This is a genomic window from Opitutaceae bacterium TAV5, assembly GCA_000242935.3.
Taxonomy (GTDB): Bacteria; Verrucomicrobiota; Verrucomicrobiia; order Opitutales; family Opitutaceae; genus Geminisphaera.
Genome location: CP007053.1, coordinates 6787466 through 6805142 on the forward strand (window position 1 = coordinate 6787466; position 17677 = coordinate 6805142).

The following is a 17677-nucleotide window of genomic DNA, read 5'->3' on the forward strand; positions in this document are numbered from 1 at the left end:
CTCTGCATTTTCCCATGAGCAGCCACGCAGCCACCGCAGCCATCGATCATCACCACGATCACACCACGGCCACCGGCATTCCGAACAAGAAACTCTTCATGTGGGCCTTCCTCGCGTCGGACTGCATGTTCTTCGGCGCGCTGATTTCCTCGCACGTCATCTACCGGCTCCACCCGTTGCCCGACTCGCCCGATCCGCGGGATATTTTCTCGATCGAGCTCACCTCGTTCTCGACGTTCATCCTGCTCATGTCGTCGCTGCTGATGGCGCTCGCCGTCAACGCGTGCCAGAAGGGCAATGTGCCCGCGACCCGCAAGATGATCCTCGGTACGATCTTCTTCGGCCTGATCTTCCTCGGCTGCCAGGTGTTCGAGTTCAGCCACTTCGTCCACGAGAAGGACCTGACGCTCTCGGTGATGTTCGGCTCCACCTTCTACACGCTGACGGGCACGCACGGCTGTCACGTGGCCATCGGCGTGCTCTGGCTCGTGCTGATGTACGTGCGCACCTTCAAGCCGGCCGACCCCTCGCGCGCCTGGATCGCGCGCTGTGCGGTGCAGTTCATCGCCTTCGCCGTGGCCACGGTCGCCGGCATGACCGTGATCCTCGATGTCGTGCATGCCTTCCTGGAAGACGGGGTCTCGCTCGCGACGTTCGGGCACGGCCTTTTCCATCACCCGCTCGTCTTCGGCGCCGCGGCCATCAGCCTCCTCGCCGCCATCCTCCTCGGCCGGTTCCGCCAGCCGGTGGACTTCGGCGAGGCCAACGCCATCGACGTCGAATCGATGGGCCTCTACTGGCACTTCGTCGATATCGTGTGGATCGTGATCTTCACGGTCGTTTACCTGCTGGAATATCTCTGAGCCGCGCTCCCGATCCCGTTTCGTCGCCCTGTCATTCACCCGCCAAACAACATCCGCGAATTTTCGATCTGTCATGTCCGCCACGTCTTCCACCACCACTCCCGACAGCATCAGCCCCGCCAGCGCGGCTCCCGGCTACGACGCCGATGCCGCCCACGGCAGCAGCAAGTTCCAGAAATTCGTCAACATCGCCATGATCCTCGCCGCCATCACCGGCGTGGAGATTGTGCTGATTTATCTGCCCTTCGCCAAATGGCTCATCCTGACGGCGCTCGGCGTCCTCTCGGCGGTAAAGTTTCTCTTCGTGATCTTCTACTTCATGCACCTGAAGTGGGACAAGATGTTCTGCACCATCCTGTTTTTTATCGGCCTGCTCCTCGCCGGCGGCACGGTGGCCGCGCTGATCGCGATCTTCGCATCCGGCGACAGCAAACCCATCGAAAACATGGGCGCCCTGCCCGTTCCCGCCCACGCCTCCGCGCACGCGCCGGCAGTCGTGTAGCGCGGGACGTTTCCCGATGATCGACTGGCGTCACTGGCATAATGAACCCCACCTCGTCGGCGGCCTGATCCTGCTTGGCTGGCTTTACGCGCTGTGTACCGGCCCGCTCCGCCGGCGCATCGCTCCCCGTGCCGCGTATCCGCGGACCCATGCCATCCGCTTCTACGCGGGGCTGGTTATTTTCTACCTCGCGGTCGGCTCGCCGCTCGACCAGATCGGCGAGCGTTTCCTGCTCAGCGCCCACATGGTGCAGCACCTGCTGATCATCTACCCGGCGGCGATTCTCCTCCTCACCGGGCTCCCCGACTGGCTGGTCGAGCCCGTCACCGGCCGGCCCGGTCTCCGCCTGCCGCTCCGCGTGCTCACCCATCCGCTTGCCTGCACGGTGATCTACACGCTGACGATTTCGCTCTGGCACGTGCCCGTGATGTACGACTGGGCCCTGCAAAACCGGATCGTCCACATCATCGAACATCTGATGTTTTTTGGCGCCGCGCTCTTTTACTGGTGGCCCATCCTCAGCAAGGACCGGCGTTTCCCGGCCCTGCACCCCGCCCGGCAAATTCTCTACCTCACCGGCATCACCATCACGATGACGCCGCTCTTCGCCTTCATCGCGTTTTCCGACAGCGTTCTCTACCCGACGTACGAATACGCCCCGCGCCTCTTCGCCACCCTCTCCCCTTCCCAGGACCAGCTTCTCGGTGCCGCCATCATGAAGCTCGGCAGCATGGGGATCACGTTCATCGTCATCGCCTGGGCATTTTATCGCTGGTATACGGACACCGAACGCTCCGCGCCCTCCCTCGCCCCGCGGCCGTCGCACCCCGCAATCCTGCGTCGCACGCCACAAAAACCGCTCACCCCTTCGCCAGATACGCACAGATAAAACCCTTGCGACCCCTTTCCCCGGGTTCGTAGCGTATCCCCTCGGTATTCACCCATAACAAACTATGATCGTCACCACCGCGCAGCTCTTCAAGCACGCCTACGGCAAGTACGCCGTCGGTGCCTACAACATCAACAATGCGGAGCAAACGATGGGCCTTTTCAAGGGCGCCATCGCCTCCAAGGCCCCGTTCATCATCCAGATTTCCAAGGGTGCCCGCAAGTACACCGACAAGCTCATGCTCGAGGGCATGATCCGCTCGGCCGACGCGATTTTTCCGGAAGCCATCTTCGCCGTCCACCTCGACCACGGTGACGAGGAGACCTGCTACGACTGCATCAACTCCGGCTTCTACAGCTCCGTCATGATCGACGCCTCACACGATCCGTTCGAGAAGAACGTCGAGATCACCAAGCGCGTCGTCGATGCCGCCCACAAGAAAGGCATCTCCGTCGAAGCCGAGCTCGGCATGCTCGGCGGCGTCGAGGAAGACGTGAAAGTCGAGGACGGCCACGCCACTCTCACCGACCCGAAAGAAGCCGAAGACTTCGTCAAGAAGACCGGTTGCGACTCCCTCGCCTGCGCCATCGGCACCTCGCACGGCGCCTTCAAGTTCAAGGGCAAGCAGTCCCTCCACTTCGATGTCCTCGAGAAGATCAAGGCCCGCCTCCCCGGCTTCCCGCTCGTCATGCACGGCTCCTCCTCGGTGCCCCAGGAAGAGGTCAAACGCATCAACGCCGCCGGCGGCCAGATCAAGGATTCCGCCGGAGTGAATGTGGAGGAGTACCTCCCCGCCGCCAAGCTGGGCGTGACCAAGATCAACATCGACACCGACGGCCGCCTCGTCTGGACCCGCGTTCATCGCGAGTTCTTCCGCGACAAGCCCGCCGAGTTCGACTTCCGCGCTCCCGGCAAGGTTTACATCGAGGAGTACGCCAAGTTCATCGCCAGCCGCAACGAGCTGCTCGGCAGCGCCGGCCAGCTCGAGGACCTGCGCGCCAGCCTCAAGAAGTAACGACCCGCGGCAAACCGCCGCCCGACCGTTTTCCCTTGTGCAACGCGGACCTTCACCGGTCCGCGTTTTTTTCGGCTTTTTGGCCCCTTGCGCCGAATCGGATCTTTCGCCCCGCTTCCCGTTCTCCATTCATCCTTGATTCAGAAGTTGAAACCGCTAAAGGTCGCTAAAAGTCGCTAAATGAGAACAGGTTGATGATGGACTCAGGAGGCCGGGCCATTCACCTGCCAAATGAAGACATCGTTGGGTCATGCTGCCAGGCAATGTTTTTGTTCAGCGTCCGTTAGCGCCCTTTAGCGGTTCCCTCTGCTGCGGTTTTCAGGTTCATTTCCCTGTCTTTGATACCCGTGTCCCGAATGTTGTTGATCTTACACAAAGCTCGCAAAGGACGCGAAGGAGATAGCCGGCAATCCTTGGCGACCTTTGCGGCCTTTGTGTAAAAACCCGGAAGTTTCGGGGCATTGGTATCAGGTATTATTCTCTCCGCATGCGCCTCTGGACTCTCCATCCCCGCTACCTCGATGCCAAGGGCCTTGTCGCCGCCTGGCGCGAGGCGCTGCTGGCGCAAAAGGTTCTCGCCGGCCTCACCCGCGGTTATCGCAACCACCCGCAACTGACGCGCTTTCTCGCCCACCCGCAGCCGCTCGCCGCCATCGCCGGCTTCCTCACCGGGCTTGCCGACGAAGCCGGCCGCCGCGGTTACCGCTTCGACGCCGCCAAAATCACCGGCACACCGCTCCCGCCCGCCTCGCTCGACGAAACCCGCAGTCAGCTCCTCTACGAATGGGAACACCTGAAAGCCAAACTCCGTGTCCGCGCGCCCGACCTGTACCGGAAAGTCGCCCCCCTTCGCACCCCGGAGCCGCATCCGCTCTTCCGCATCGTCCCCGGCGGCATTCGCGACTGGGAAATCCGCACCTGACGGCTGCCCGGACGACGCGTCTCCGGCGGCCTCCGGAGAAACGCTCGCCATCCTCCGCCTCCCCCGCGATAGTCCGCACGCCATGGGCTTCCGTCGCGATCCCTTCCGCCGAAAAACCGCCTCCGCTCCCCACCGCCGCACCTGGAAAACCGTTTCCGGCGCCGCTGTCGGCATCCTTTTCGGGCTGATTTTCGTCTGCATCGGATTCGGTATCATCTGGTCGGGCTTCCTGAAACCCGCGTGGCAGTGGTTTGCCGTGCGGTCGTGGACGGAAACGCCCTGCATCATCGCAAGCTCGCGGTTCACCGAAGCCGACATCCTCGTACCCGATTCCCGGCCCACGCTGGAAATTGCCTACGCCTACACGTACAACGGCAGGGACTACCGCTCCACCCGCATCGGCATCCGCGACAACAACGACACACTCGCCAGCCTCGAAAAAAACCTCGCGTCGCTGGCCGGGCACTACGCCACCGGAACCCGTGCCTCGTGCCGGGTGAATCCGGACAACCCGTCGGAGGCCGTGCTCATCCCCGATTTCCCGCAAGGCATCTGGCCGGCACTCGTCTTCGGAGTATTCTGGACGCTCTTTTCGGGCGGATTCACCGCTACCGCTGTCCTGCTCGGTGTCGCCAGGCAGGGTGAGACCCGAAGCGCCGACGCCGACGCCCCCGACAATGTCCGGCAGCCCTTCGCAACCCGGCTCGGCATCTTCGGCATCGTGGTCGTGTTCGGCTTCTGCTTCTTCTCGGCCGGCGCGTTTGTTTTCATCCGGGAAGCCGCCATCCCCCTTCACAAGGCGTGGTCGGCGCATCGCTGGATCGAGACACCCTGCATCATCGTCGCCAGCTCCGTCCAGCGCTCCGATTCCGGAGACGGCTCCCGTGTGTATATCGTTTACGAATACACCTGCGCCGGCCGGACCCGGCGCGGCACCCGTTATCATTTTTCCGACAGTTTTTCTTCCGGCATCGAAAATCACCGGAAAATCGTCAACGCGCATCCCGTCGGCCAGACTGCCGTCTGCTTCGTGAATCCGGAAAATCCCGACGAGGCCGTCTTCAACCGCGACGTCCCCCTGACCGCCTGGATCGGCATCCCCTTCGGAGGCGTCTTCATGCTTGTCGGCGGCTCGTTTGTCGGAGGCTGGCTCTGGTTCACCTTCGGGAAACGCCGGACTGGCGACGGCAACGTTTCGCCCCTGGGAAAACGGTTGACCGGAACCGTGTCGCCATCCGCCGCCACCTCCCCTGCCCCGACCGCCGCTCCGGAGGCGGGCTGGCATGTGCTGCCTCCGGAACACGGCATAAAAACCGCCGTCGCCGGGTTGCTCTTCGCCACCCTGTTCTGGAACGGCATCGTCAGCGTGTTCCTCATCATCTGCGTGAGCGGCTGGCTCGATGGCGAGGGCGACCTGTTTCTCTCGCTCTTCCTCGTGCCGTTCGTCGCCGTCGGACTCGGCCTGCTCGGAAAAACCGCCGGAGCGCTTTTGCGGCTGCTGGCCGGCGACTCCGTTACCCTGGAAATCGACCGTCCCGATCTCGTCCCCGGCCAGACCCTGCGGCTCCGCTACACCCTCCGCGGTAACATCAGCCGCATCCGGAAACTCCGCATCCGCCTTCTGGCCACCCGCGAGGACTCCGAGAGGCAGACTCGCCTGACCGGCCGCCGCTACAAACCCGTCCTCCTCGAAACCGCGCTCTTCGACCGGACCGGCACGCACGACCTTCACCTCCCTCCGGACCTGCCTCTCGCCAGCGCCGGCGTTCCCCTGAAATGGACCCTGCACTTCGCCGCGTGCGCCATGCTGGTCAACGTGATCGAGGAAACCTGCCCCGTGCGCGTCGCCGCGCCGCCGGCCGCCGCCACGCCTGCGTCCTGAGGACTTCCCGTTCTGCCCCGCAATTCCCGCTTCCCGCGTCATCCGTTTTGGGGCTACAAATCCGGGCAGGAAAATTTGCCCGCCATTCATGTTTCACTTCCGCCGCTTTCGCACCCGCGTTCTCGTGCTCGTCACCAGTCTGGTCGCCCTCGTCCAGGGGGTTTCGTGGTGGGCAGTCGCCCATGCCAACCGGAAAAATGCCAGCCGTCACATCGAACAAAGCATGCGGGACGGCGTGCTTGATTTCGGAGAGTTCATGAAAACGCGCCGGCATATGCTGACCGCCGGCGCGGGGCTTCTGGCCGGGGATCTCGCTCTCCGCTACGCCATCGACCGGGATGATCGCCGGACAATTCGCAGCGTGCTCGATCATTATGTACAGCGGCTCGACATCGCTGGCATGGCCGTTTTTTCCGGCACCGGAGATCTCCTCGCCATTTCTCCGGAGACGGCCGGAGAACCCACCAGGAACCTGCTCGCATCGCTGGCCCGCGGATGGCCGACCCGGGACAAGGAACTGACGCATGATCCGATCCTTGCCCTCGACGGGGAAAAGCTGCTCGTCGTGCTCGTCGCCGATATCGAGGTTGCGAGGGAAATGCCGGGCGGTGCCCGTCTCGTAGTCGCCCACCGCATTGACCGGGAATTTGTCGACCGGATCAAACACCAGACACGTCTTGATGTTACCCTCCTCACTTCCGGCGCCTCACCCCGCATCCTGGCCTCAACGCTGGAAGACGACGCCTTCGTTCCTCGTAATCCGGACCTTGTCAACCGGATGCAGGTAGAACCGGGACCGGACGGTCCGCTCCTCCTCTGGAGTCTGCCCATCACCTTGCTCGACGGCCAGGAAGCGCATCTTGTCCTGCAACGCTCGCTCGAGGATGAAATCGCTCCGGTCCGCTGGCTCGAACACCTGCTGGCCGTCACCTTTACGGTTTCGATCGCCGGCGCCGTCTTTCTCGCGATCCTTCTCGCCCGCAATGTCAGCCGCCCCGTCCAGCAGCTTGCGCGTCACACCCGCGTCATTGCCCGCGGCGACTACGCCACCCGCATCCCCTGGAAACGCGCCGACGAACTCGGACGCCTCGCCAATGCCCTCAACACCATGAGCGAGGGGCTCGCCGAGCGCGACCAGGTGCGCGACCTGCTCGACAAGAACGTCTCCCCCGAAGTCGCCGCCCGCCTCATTCGCCACGGAGCCGTTCTCAGCGGCGAGGAGCGCACCGTCACCATCCTGTTTGTCGACCTGCGCGGCTTTACGGCGATCAGCGAACAGCTCGCACCCGCCGACCTGTTCGCGCTCCTCAACCGTTTTCTCGACACCATGAGCGCCGAAATCGAGTCCCGCGGCGGCATCATCGACAAATACATCGGCGACGAGATCATGGCGCTCTTCGGCGCCCCGCTCGACATGCCCGACGCCCCCGATCGCGCCGTGCAGGCCGCGCTCGCCATGCGCGCCGCGCTTCCGGCGCTCAACGCCGCGCTCGCCGCCGAAAATCTTCCGGAGGTCGATTTCGGCATCGGCATCTGCACCGCCAGCGTTCTCGCCGGCAACATCGGCTCCCGACGGCGCCTCAACTATTCCGTGATCGGCGACGGCGTCAACCTCGCCGCCCGCCTCCAGGCCCTCACTCGCCGCGAGGACTGGCACGCCTCCATCCTCATCAGCGACACCACCCGCGCCGCCTTGCGCGATCCGTCCGCCTGCCACCTGCGCGAACTCGGCGAGATCGCCGTCAAGGGAAAAACCGCGCCCGTCCGTATCCACGCCGTGGATGCGTAAGGAAACGCCTCCCGCCGGCCTCCGGAAAGACTACACGACCGATCTCGCCCCGCGTACTTCGGTCGGTGTTCGCCCCGTGCAGGCCTTGAACGCCCGGCAAAACGCCGACGTATTCAGATACCCGCTCAGCCGCGCCACCGCATCGACCTTGTAGTCGGTCGTCGTCAGCAGCGACTGCGCGTGCTCGATCCGCACCCGCTCGATTTCCTCGCCGATGGAGCGCCCCATGACCTTGCGGAACCGCACGAACGCATTCGTCCGGGACGCGTGGATATCGTGGATGATCAGCTCTGCCGTGATCTTCTCCATGAAATGCTCCCGGATGTACTCGAGAATGGCCGATACGATGGGATCGTCACAGCTCGTCCGTTCCGTGGAGCGGCGTTTTTCGATGCCGAGTGGCGGGATGACGATTTCCCGGGGCGCATTCTTGTCGCCGGCCATCAGACGGTCGAGCAGGCGCGCCGCCTCGTAGCCGAGCTTGGAGAGATTGACGTCTACGCTGGAGAGGGGCACCCGGGCCATTTCACAGATGCCTCGGTCGTTGTCGGTCGAGAGCACCGCGATGTCGTCGGGAACGCGGTATCCAAGTTCCATGACGCCCTGTTCAAACACATCCGCGGCATAGCCGTCTGGACTGAACACACCCACCGGCAGCGGCATTCCGACCAGCGCCCGCTTCAGGTGCGCGGGCAGGATGGAAAGATTGGCCGCCGAGTATTCTCCCCAGCCATCGTAGTGAAGCACCTTGGTATGCTCTCGCTTTATCCCCAAGTCTTCCAGCTGCGACCTGTAGGCGATGTTTCGCTTACGGAGGCCGTATTTGTAATTTTTCAAATCAAGCCCGAGAAAGCTCTTGCATCCGAGTGAGTGGAGGTAATTCGCAGCCATTTGCCCGACTTTCCCGTGATCGACGATCACCCTCGCATCAGGGACCAATCCCTTTGCGCCGAGTATATCGACAATCTTGGCCCCCGGGAAAAACTTTCGCGCATCGAACGCGGTGTATTCTGTGGGCAGAATAATGACTCCATCGAATTTTATGGGAGTCTTGGGTGGGCCGGCCAGCAGCGTGGGAGGAGCGACCAGCAACCAGCCTGCTTCCCGGGCATACGCCCGCAAGCCATGCCACAGGCTCGGTGCAGACCAAGTGAGGTAGATCATGACTTTCCTAGGAGGGGACGAGGTGGACCGTGACATGACTGAACACTCTGCACATACTTCGGTTCATTGTGCAAAGCCCTTTATCTTGTCGGGTCGCCACTCTCCGGACTGTCTGGTGCCCATGACATTCGTTTGCCCCGATTTCTCTTTGCCCCAAAAACGCCGCCACACTTTCACGCTGACCGGGCGGCCTCCGCAGGAGGCCCGGGATCGGTCTCCCGAGGCATCAAGGACGCTTGGAGCGAAACAGGCTCCGCCATGGTTCCGTGATCTTCCCGCACTGGAAACCTCCATCTGAACAGGTTGCACCCACTTCGGTTCTCCGGGCAAACCACCATCCCTTCTCTCATCGCTTCTCTGCATTTCCCTCGGAAATTAACTTATGAAACCCTGCCTCGGCCTCCTTTCATCCGCTTGTAGTGCAATCGGCACCATGCTTGTCATGGCATGCCTGTCTCCCGCCTGTGTGGCGGCGGATGTTCGCATCGAACAACGCATCTTGGTTGATTCTGTCTGGTCAGGCCAGCCCGTGGGTTTCTCGCTTTTAACCGATACAACCCGCCGTCTCCAATACGTCGGATATTATGATGATCAGCAAAACATGGTGGTCGCTTCCCGCCCTCTTGATGCCAAGACGTGGACTAAAAAAATTCTGCCCTCAAAAATCGGTTGGGATTCACATAACTACGTCACCCTTGCCATCGACAAGGAGGGGCATCTCCACGTCGCAGGCAACATGCATAATTCGCCGCTCATCTACTTCCGTTCCGCCATGCCAGGCGACGTATCCGGCCTCGCCGCCATACCCTGCATGACTGGCAAACGTGAGGACCGTATGACTTACCCTCAATTCATCAACGGGCCCGACGGCGCATTGTATTTTACTTACCGCGACGGCCAAAGCGGACGCGGTTCCAATCTCTACAACCGCTATGATGAAAAGCGGCGTGAATGGACCCGATTGATCGACACCCCGCTCTTTGATGGTCTGGGAAGAATGAGCGCCTATCCGGAAGGTCCCCTCCAAGGGCCGGATGGATACTGGCACATGGCGTGGCTGTGGCGCGACACACCCGACGCCGCAACCTGCCATGACCTTGGCTACGCAAAATCACGTGACCTTGTGCACTGGCAAACCATCGCAGGTAATCCCATTGCGCTTCCCATTTCCGCACAAACGCCCGGCGTCATCCTGGATCCCATCCCACCGGGAGGAGGCATCATCAATGGAAGTGGCAAACTCGGTTTCGACAAACAAGGGCGCGTGGTTGTCGCGTATCACAAATTCGATACCGAAGGAGCGACGCAGGTTTACCTTGCCCGCGCTGGCAACGGAACGTGGGATATCCGTCCCATCACGAAGTGGAGCTATCGATGGGAACCGAAAGGCTATGGTGCGATCAGATTCGACATTCGCCACTCCGGGGTGCAGCAAGACCCGTCCATCGGTCTCTACATGTTCCTCTACAACGCCCGTCACGGAGGAGGAAATTGGCGACTTGATCCCGACACACTTGCCCTTGGCGAACGTATTCCCGATGAGCAGGTGCCGAATCGTGTGCCTCCCGAACTCGGACACGGTGTGCGTGCTCCGCTAAAGCTGCTCACCGCCCGCGATTCGGGCAATCCCCCGTCCGGCATGCGTTATCTGCTGCGCTGGGAAGCTCTGCCTGAAAACGGTGATCGCCCTCGCGAAGGACCGCTCCCGCCGAGCCAGTTGGAGATTGTCACGCTCAAGATCATCACGCCCGTCCGGGCCGAATGACATTCTGTTTTTCACAATAAAAATCACAACTCGTTATGAAACCCATGCCCCGCTCTCCCCGTTTTCCGTCACCCTGCTTTCGTCCAAACAGCATTGATGGCCATCGTGCATTCACCCTCGTCGAACTGCTCACCGTCATTGCGATCATCGGCATTCTTTCGGCCATTCTGATTCCCACAGTCGGAAAAGTGAGGGAAAAAGCACGACAGACCACGTGCGTGCAACGCCTGCGCGTCATTGGCCAGGCCTTTGTCCTTTATCTCAATGATCATAAGGACCGGCTTCCTCCCCAAGGCGGCTCTGGCCAGCGCTGGCCGATTCACATCATGGAATACATGGGGCCATGGAAAATCAACTACGACTCCGACGGCAAAATAACGGGGGCGGCCGGCGGCAACCCAGTAACCGATGTGGTTTACCAAAGCCCGCTGTTTCGTGATCCCGCAAACGAAGGGCAGCCGGGAGGCCAAGGAACGTTCGGATACAATATGGTGCTCAATGAAGCGAACCAGCCAAACGGGCTTCCCATTACCCGGCTCACACAGCCGGGCAATTTTCCCGTTCTGGCCACCACTCAGGGAGACTCTGGCGGTGGATTCAACCTCCCTGCCCGCGGTCCGTCTCCAAGAGCACGAGACTTGTATGGGTTTACCGGTACCGTCGACAACAGCGGCGCGTCTCCCAACTATGGACGCAAGGCCGTCTTCCTTTTCGCCGACTGGCATGTCGCGGCCATCGATGTTTGCGATGTCAATTCCTGGCCGTGGAACGATCCCGATGCCTTCATCGTTCGCTGACATCCCCCTCCTCCTTTCATCCTGCCACAAACGACAACCCGAGTGACAACATCATGCATATTGGAAAACATCATACGACCAAGGCCATCGCTCTCTGCGTCGGCCTTTTGACCCTACTCTCACCGCTTGCGACCAATGCCGCTTGGGGTGCCGGGACAATCTTGTTCGAAGACACGTTTGCCGGGACGAGCGGCACCAGCCTCGCCGCACATACTCCGACGACATCCCTTATTCCCGACGCAGCCTGGATCACCCGCAGTTGGCGCGGTGAGCCAATCCTCGCGAATGCCTCCCCGGAACATGCCTCGGCCGTCAGGTTTCAAGGCAACGGAGCCGGGTTCGTTTCGATTGCATCCAACGGCGGTTACACGAAGCCGGAGAACATCACCCTCAGTGCCAGCCTGAGCGTTGGGACATTAAATTTCGCCGGACTTGGATTCTGGAGCACGCCCACGACAGGGAGTACCGATTCCATCAACGACTTCGTGGGCATTTACATCAATGGCAGCGGCGAGGTTCATGCCATGGAAAAATCAGCGGGTGTGGACGTGACAATTGGAGACAAAATCTCCGGTTTTTCGACGAGTTCGTTTTATGAGGTCCTTCTGTCCGTCAATACAAGCACAGGTGCGCTCGACAGGCTGACGGTGAACGGCGTGGACTACACCGCCGCATTTCAGAACAGCAGCGTCACCGGCAGTGCTTTTTCCGGTACGGCCACCGCCTACGCCGGCTTTCTCGGCAGAGAAACAAGCAATCCCTCCGCTTATGGCTACGTGGACGATTTCACGATCTCCACAACGAGCAGCATCCCCGAGCCGCAGACTGCCATTTACCTGATTTTTGTTTTTCTCATAATCACGGGAATGCGCCTGTTTCGTCGCAAGTAGATGGTGCGCCTTACAGGGAATCAATCAGTCCGCCAGCTTCGACCTCGTCGAGCCACCATGCGCCGTCCTTGCGCACCAGCAGGCCCCTCAACACCTGGTTTTTCTTCGCCGTCCTGAGCGTCGCCTCATCGACCCGAAGCAGCATCGTCATGGCCTTCATCACGCCGGGCACCTCCTCGTGTTTCACGAGCAGGCCGCCCTTCTCCGGCCGCACCGAGACCCCCACGCCCCAGAGCACCGGCGCGGACTGCGCAGCCTGGGCGGGCGGTTCCGTTTTCAGGACCGCCGCCACCGCCGCGGAGTTCGCCTTGTCGTCAGCCTTGCAAGCCGGGCAATTCGCGTCCGCGCGAACGGCGGTTGACGCCCAGGCCATCCCTTGCGGCTCGCTTTTGCGTTGTTACGAATTTCTTGATTATCCGGGAGTGGATGTGCTGGGGATTCGCAACTCCAGTTTCCATGTGGTAAAACAACTCGCTTCCGTCGCACGCCAGTTTGAAAGACCCTGGCTGATTTCCGGGCTTTATGGATGCAGCGGCTGGCAGACAAACTTTGAGGATCACAAACGTATCGGTGACTGGCAGGCTCTTTTTGGAATCAACCTGCGCTGTCATCATCTTTCCTGGTATTCCATGGGGGGCGAAGCCAAGCGTGATTATCCGGCCAGCATTTCCTTCCAGTCGCCATGGCATCGGGAATACAAAGTAATCGAAACCTATTTCAGCCGTCTCCACGTCCTCTTGCAGGCAGGTGAACCGCTTTGCGACGTGCTGGTTGTCCATCCTGTCGAGAGCCTTTGGGCACAGATTCATGCCGGATGGGCCACATGGTTGCGCACGGTGGATTCGCGTGTGCAGCATCTGGAGGACATCTACCGTAAAGTTTTTACCTGCCTGAGCTGCGCCCAGATTGATTTTGATTACGGAGACGAGGAACATCTGGCCCGCCGCGCTTCCATCATTCCTTGTTCCGGGACGCTGGCAATCGGGCCGATGCGCTACCGCATGGTCATCGTTGCCGGCATGGAAACCATGCGTGCCACAACGGTGGACCTATTGCGTCGTTTTCATGAAGAAGGCGGGACAGTGATTTTTGCCGGGCCTCCGCCGACGCACGTGGACGCGTTGCCGTCTCCGGCGGTGGAAAAACTCAAGGGCAAATGCGTCCATGTGCCGTTGGAAGAAAACGCGCTTGTGCTCTCCACGCAGGAAGCAAGCGAGGCAAGCCGGACGGTTCTGGATGAGCGCGGGCGCGGACTGTTGTGTCAGGCCAGGCGCGATGGCGGTATGCACATCATCGTCCTCCTCAATCCATCCGAGACCCGCGAATATCCTGAAGTTGTTTTGTCGGGAAATGGTCCTGTCGTTGAGTTCGATTGTCTGGCCGGGGTTACGTATGCAGTCGATGCGCATGCCGGTGACAGATGTATCCGTTGGAAGACGGCGGTTCGCCCCTTGCAGGAACGAGTGTTTGTTTGTGGGACCTGCATTCCCCAAACACTTCCTGGTCGACGTTCTCCTCCCGTACCGGAAAACACCGTCACTGTGGAATGCGGTTCCGGTTACGACTACACGCTTGACGAACCCAATATTGCGGTGCTCGACATGGCCGAGTTTTCAGTCGGGGAAGAGGTATGGGAAAGTCGCCGCGAGATTCTTCAGGTGGAGCAGGCCCTGTGTCAGCGATCTGGCGTTCCGTTGAGGGGAGGAATGATGGTGCAGCCTTGGGCCAATGAGAAAAAAAATGAAACTAAGATACCAATACGTATTCGGTTTGTTTTCGACATCGTCGTTTTGCCCGCCGTCCCTGTCCGGCTGATGATCGAGCAGCCCGAACGCCACCAGTTGTTTCTCAATGGGGTTCCCGTCCCGGTTCCAGAAAAAACCGACTGGTTCATCGATCCATGCTTCCGCACGTTTACGCTTCCGGAGGGAGTGCTGCGCGAGGGGAAGAATGATCTGGTCATGCACACTACGTTTGGCGATGGCACGGATCTGGAGGCCGTTTATTTGCTCGGTGAATTCGGTGTCGAAATCAAACACGCCAGGATCTCGCTTCGGGAGTTGCCCGCCCGTCTTTTCGAAGGCGATTGGACACAACAGGGGCTCCCTTTCTATTCCGGGCGCATCGCCCTCAGGATTCCGGCCGATGGGACCCACCGACTTTTAGTTGATCCTATGGGGGCGGCAACGCTGGTCTGCCGTCATCCAATGGGCGCTCCCAGGCGCATCATGCCGTGGAAGCCATTTTCGACCGATCTTGAGGGGTTTGCTGATGCAAACGGATTCGTTGTCGTCGAGTGGGTTTTGACGCGTCGCAATACCTTTGGCCCTTTGCATCTTGTTCCCATGGAGCAAGACTCGATTGATCCTCAACGTTTTCGCTCCACCGACCCGGAATGGTCCGATGACTATCAACTTGTTCCTGTCGGCCTCGCGCAGCCTCCGAGGCTGCGACTTTAGCCATTTGGTCCTTTTCGTGTGCCCTGAACATTCAGCATACAATTCGGTTCACCGCGCACATCCTGAAGCCTTGCGGTGCGGCCATACGAACAGGGTTCAATTCCGGACTGCGGATCGTCCAGGCCGCGATATCTCGATTTATCATCATGAGCACCTCCTTCGCATCGTCCTTGTTGCCCGGAAACATCACGGGAGCTTCGCCTCGCCATCGTCTTCTCTTCAACGAGGGCTGGCAGTTCCGACCTCCTGGTTATTCCAATTCGACAGACGGCTGGCTCACGCTTGATCTCCCGCACGACTGGGGTGTCGAGTCCGGCTTCGACATCTCGTTGCCCGGCGAGACCGGGAAGCTCCGCTGGTGGGGCGAGGCGTGGTATCGGAAAACGCTTCGCCTCGAACCGGGTGATGAAGACCGCCTCGTCTCACTCGAAATCGAAGGCGCGATGGCCAATGCCACCGTTTGGGTCAACGGGCAGCGTGCCGGTGGATGGGCGTATGGATACACGAGCTTCCACGTCGAGCTCACGCCGCATCTCGACCATGACGGCCCGGACAATCTCATCGCCATCCATCTCGACAATCCGCCCGATTCCTCGCGCTGGTATCCCGGTGGCGGACTGTATCGCAACGTCTGGCTCCACAAGACCGGACGCATCCATGTGGCGCCGGATTCTCCGGTCGTCACCACGCGCGAGCTCGCCGCCGACCATGGCAGGGCGAGTCTCGACGTTTCATTGGAAATTTCAAATACAACGGCGGAGCCCGTTACGGTCTGCGTTCGAGTCGATTTGCACCCGTTGGCAGATACCGGAGAAAAAAGCACGCATCCGGTAACCGAAATTTCATCCCCCTTTCTTGAGCTTCCTGCACAAGCGGCGGCGTCTCACTCGATGCTGGCGGAAATCACTGCGCCGCGACTTTGGACTCTTCACACCGAACAATCCGCTCCGCCAGGTTTGTACGTGGCCGTGGTTACGGTGGAAGACGCGAAAACCGGTGCGTTGCTCGACCGCATCGAGACCACCTTTGGCATTCGCACCGCACGCTTCGATCCGAATACGGGTTTCCACCTCAACCATTCCGCCGGGCCCACGCGCATTCAGGGGGTTTGCCTGCATCACGATCTCGGGCCGCTTGGTGCAGCGGCGCATCCCGGTGCCATTGCACGTCAGCTCACGCTTCTGCGCGAACTCGGTTGCAATGCCATCCGCTGTGCACACAACCCGCCCGCGCCTTCGCTCCTCGATCTTTGCGACCGCATGGGGTTCCTTGTCATGGATGAGTTGTGCGACGCCTGGCGCATCGCCAAAAAGCCGAATGGATACCAGACCCTGTTCGACGATTGGGTGGAACGCGACTTGCGGGCGATGGTGCGACGCGACCGGCATCATCCGAGCGTGATTCTCTGGAGCATTGGCAACGAAATCCCCGAGCAGACCTCGTCCGACGGTCCCGCGCTCTCCGCCCGCCTGGCCGGGATCGTGCGCGAGGAAGACCCCGAACGCCGTCCGGTGACCGGCGGCATGAACATTCCCGAGTCGGGTTTCAACGGCTGGCAGCGGGCGTATGATGTCTTTGGCTACAACTACAAGCCGCACCTTTACTCCGCATTCCGCGAGGCCAATCCCGGCATTCCGCTGATCGGGGCAGAGACCGCCTCCACCGTGAGCACGCGCGGCGAATATGTGTTTCCCGTCACGGATGATCCGGCGGGAGGCATCGTCGCTCCGCCCGCCTGTCAGGTCAGTTCCTACGATCTTTATGCGCCTCATTGGGCGACGACGCCCGATATCGAATTTGCGGCACAGGACGCTCATGCGCCTGCCGTCGCCGGCGAGTTTGTATGGACCGGCTTCGATTACCTCGGCGAACCGACGCCGTTCAACGACGACCCGAGCAATCTCCTCAACGCGTCCGATCCGGCGACGCGTGCCGCCATCGCCGCTGCGCTTGATCAACTCTCCCGCTCCGGCTCCCCGCTCCCGGCACGCAGTTCCTACTTCGGCATTTTTGACCTCTGCGGTTTCCCGAAGGATCGCTATTATCTTTACCAGGCCCGCTGGCGTCCTGATCTGCCGATGGCGCACATCCTGCCGCATTGGGACTGGCCGGGGCGCATCGGCCAGATCACCCCGGTCCATGTTTACACCAGCGGCGACGAAGCCGAATTGTTTCTCAACGGCCGCTCGCTCGGCGTCCGCCGTCGCGGTCCGTACGATTACCGGCTCCGCTGGGACGATGTAATTTACGAGCCCGGCGAACTCCGCGTCGTTGTCAGAAAGCACGGTGCACCCTGGGCCGAAACCGCCCGGCATACGACCGGCCCGGCTGCGCGTATCGAGTTGCAGGCCGACTCCGGCCGTGAAAACGGTCATCTCGTTTTCGTGACCGCACGCATCACCGATGCACTGGGGCAACTTTCGCCGCAGGCAAACCACCCGCTCCACTTCGCGCTCTCCGCCGATGCGCCCGCGAGTCTTGTCGCCACGGACAACGGCGACCCCACGCGCCTCGTTCCCTTCCGGTCCCCGACCTGCGACGCCTTCAACGGACTCGCCCTGGCCATTTTTCGTATGCGTTCGCCGGCAGAGTCATCCGTTCCATTTTCGCTCCGTGTCAGCTCTCCCGGTCTGGCCGAAGCCACGCTCACCTTTCCCGGCAGGTGATCAAACCCGAAAACCGGCCCGTCTAACGGGTGAAGCAGCGACGCCATTGAAATTTGCTCCGGAGCGTTGCAGGC

General features: G+C 60.9%; 14 protein-coding genes. 12 read left to right on the forward strand and 2 right to left on the reverse strand.

Going from position 1 to position 17677, the window contains the following annotated elements:
• Window positions 1-14: 14 nt before the first annotated feature.
• From OPIT5_28560 to OPIT5_28590, 7 genes are all read left to right on the forward strand, one after another.
• On the forward strand, window positions 15-863 hold the full coding sequence (locus tag OPIT5_28560; protein ID AHF93556.1) for a cytochrome oxidase subunit III: 849 nt from the start codon (window positions 15-17) through the stop codon (window positions 861-863).
• A 73-nt stretch (window positions 864-936) separates the two neighbouring features.
• On the forward strand, window positions 937-1365 hold the full coding sequence (locus OPIT5_28565) for a cytochrome C oxidase subunit IV (GenBank protein ID AHF93557.1): 429 nt from the start codon (window positions 937-939) through the stop codon (window positions 1363-1365).
• A 16-nt stretch (window positions 1366-1381) separates the two neighbouring features.
• Window positions 1382-2254: a membrane protein gene (locus OPIT5_28570; protein AHF93558.1), complete on the forward strand. Its 873-nt coding sequence runs from the start codon at window positions 1382-1384 to the stop codon at window positions 2252-2254.
• 64 nt (window positions 2255-2318) lie between these two features.
• A complete protein-coding gene (locus tag OPIT5_28575; GenBank protein AHF93559.1) occupies window positions 2319-3269 on the forward strand; it encodes a fructose-bisphosphate aldolase in 951 nt (316 codons plus the stop codon).
• Between the two features lie 487 nt (window positions 3270-3756).
• A complete protein-coding gene (locus OPIT5_28580) occupies window positions 3757-4191 on the forward strand; it encodes a pyrimidine dimer DNA glycosylase /DNA-(apurinic or apyrimidinic site) lyase (GenBank protein AHF93560.1) in 435 nt (144 codons plus the stop codon).
• Between the two features lie 82 nt (window positions 4192-4273).
• On the forward strand, window positions 4274-6073 hold the full coding sequence (locus OPIT5_28585; protein ID AHF94861.1) for a hypothetical protein: 1800 nt from the start codon (window positions 4274-4276) through the stop codon (window positions 6071-6073).
• Between the two features lie 88 nt (window positions 6074-6161).
• On the forward strand, window positions 6162-7862 hold the full coding sequence (locus OPIT5_28590; GenBank protein AHF93561.1) for a guanylate cyclase: 1701 nt from the start codon (window positions 6162-6164) through the stop codon (window positions 7860-7862).
• A 30-nt stretch (window positions 7863-7892) separates the two neighbouring features.
• Here OPIT5_28590 and OPIT5_28595 read toward each other — a convergent pair whose 3' ends face one another.
• Window positions 7893-9026 carry a transcriptional regulator gene (locus OPIT5_28595; protein ID AHF93562.1) on the reverse strand — a complete coding sequence of 378 codons (1134 nt, stop codon included), beginning with the start codon at window positions 9024-9026 and terminating at the stop codon, window positions 7893-7895.
• A 382-nt stretch (window positions 9027-9408) separates the two neighbouring features.
• Here OPIT5_28595 and OPIT5_28600 point away from each other — a divergent pair, with 382 nt between their 5' ends.
• The 3 genes from OPIT5_28600 to OPIT5_28610 are packed head-to-tail and all read left to right on the forward strand — an operon-like array spanning window position 9409 to window position 12478.
• On the forward strand, window positions 9409-10791 hold the full coding sequence (locus tag OPIT5_28600; protein AHF93563.1) for a hypothetical protein: 1383 nt from the start codon (window positions 9409-9411) through the stop codon (window positions 10789-10791).
• Window positions 10792-10826: 35 nt separating this feature from the next.
• On the forward strand, window positions 10827-11588 hold the full coding sequence (locus OPIT5_28605; GenBank protein AHF93564.1) for a hypothetical protein: 762 nt from the start codon (window positions 10827-10829) through the stop codon (window positions 11586-11588).
• A gap of 53 nt (window positions 11589-11641) precedes the next feature.
• Window positions 11642-12478 (forward strand): hypothetical protein, encoded by an 837-nt coding sequence (locus OPIT5_28610; protein AHF93565.1) that lies wholly within the window; start codon window positions 11642-11644, stop codon window positions 12476-12478.
• A gap of 10 nt (window positions 12479-12488) precedes the next feature.
• Here the strand turns inward: OPIT5_28610 and OPIT5_28615 are convergent, their stop codons facing one another.
• A complete protein-coding gene (locus OPIT5_28615; protein ID AHF94862.1) occupies window positions 12489-12851 on the reverse strand; it encodes a hypothetical protein in 363 nt (120 codons plus the stop codon).
• 256 nt (window positions 12852-13107) lie between these two features.
• Here OPIT5_28615 and OPIT5_28620 point away from each other — a divergent pair, with 256 nt between their 5' ends.
• On the forward strand, window positions 13108-14937 hold the full coding sequence (locus OPIT5_28620) for a hypothetical protein (GenBank protein AHF94863.1): 1830 nt from the start codon (window positions 13108-13110) through the stop codon (window positions 14935-14937).
• 146 nt (window positions 14938-15083) lie between these two features.
• On the forward strand, window positions 15084-17603 hold the full coding sequence (locus OPIT5_28625) for a glycoside hydrolase family 2 (GenBank protein ID AHF93566.1): 2520 nt from the start codon (window positions 15084-15086) through the stop codon (window positions 17601-17603).
• The last annotated feature ends 74 nt before the right edge of the window (window positions 17604-17677 follow it).

Bases quoted from the DNA above. Each gene is read 5' to 3' on its own strand.
- OPIT5_28560 (AHF93556.1), top strand. From the start codon at position 15: ATGAGCAGCCACGCAGCCACCGCAGCCATCGATCATCACCACGATCAC.
- OPIT5_28565 (AHF93557.1), top strand. From the start codon at position 937: ATGTCCGCCACGTCTTCCACCACCACTCCCGACAGCATCAGCCCCGCC.
- OPIT5_28570 (AHF93558.1), top strand. From the start codon at position 1,382: ATGATCGACTGGCGTCACTGGCATAATGAACCCCACCTCGTCGGCGGC.
- OPIT5_28575 (AHF93559.1), top strand. From the start codon at position 2,319: ATGATCGTCACCACCGCGCAGCTCTTCAAGCACGCCTACGGCAAGTAC.
- OPIT5_28580 (AHF93560.1), top strand. From the start codon at position 3,757: ATGCGCCTCTGGACTCTCCATCCCCGCTACCTCGATGCCAAGGGCCTT.
- OPIT5_28585 (AHF94861.1), top strand. From the start codon at position 4,274: ATGGGCTTCCGTCGCGATCCCTTCCGCCGAAAAACCGCCTCCGCTCCC.
- OPIT5_28590 (AHF93561.1), top strand. From the start codon at position 6,162: ATGTTTCACTTCCGCCGCTTTCGCACCCGCGTTCTCGTGCTCGTCACC.
- OPIT5_28595 (AHF93562.1), bottom strand. From the start codon at position 9,026: ATGATCTACCTCACTTGGTCTGCACCGAGCCTGTGGCATGGCTTGCGG.
- OPIT5_28600 (AHF93563.1), top strand. From the start codon at position 9,409: ATGAAACCCTGCCTCGGCCTCCTTTCATCCGCTTGTAGTGCAATCGGC.
- OPIT5_28605 (AHF93564.1), top strand. From the start codon at position 10,827: ATGAAACCCATGCCCCGCTCTCCCCGTTTTCCGTCACCCTGCTTTCGT.
- OPIT5_28610 (AHF93565.1), top strand. From the start codon at position 11,642: ATGCATATTGGAAAACATCATACGACCAAGGCCATCGCTCTCTGCGTC.
- OPIT5_28615 (AHF94862.1), bottom strand. From the start codon at position 12,851: ATGGCCTGGGCGTCAACCGCCGTTCGCGCGGACGCGAATTGCCCGGCT.
- OPIT5_28620 (AHF94863.1), top strand. From the start codon at position 13,108: ATGGGGGGCGAAGCCAAGCGTGATTATCCGGCCAGCATTTCCTTCCAG.
- OPIT5_28625 (AHF93566.1), top strand. From the start codon at position 15,084: ATGAGCACCTCCTTCGCATCGTCCTTGTTGCCCGGAAACATCACGGGA.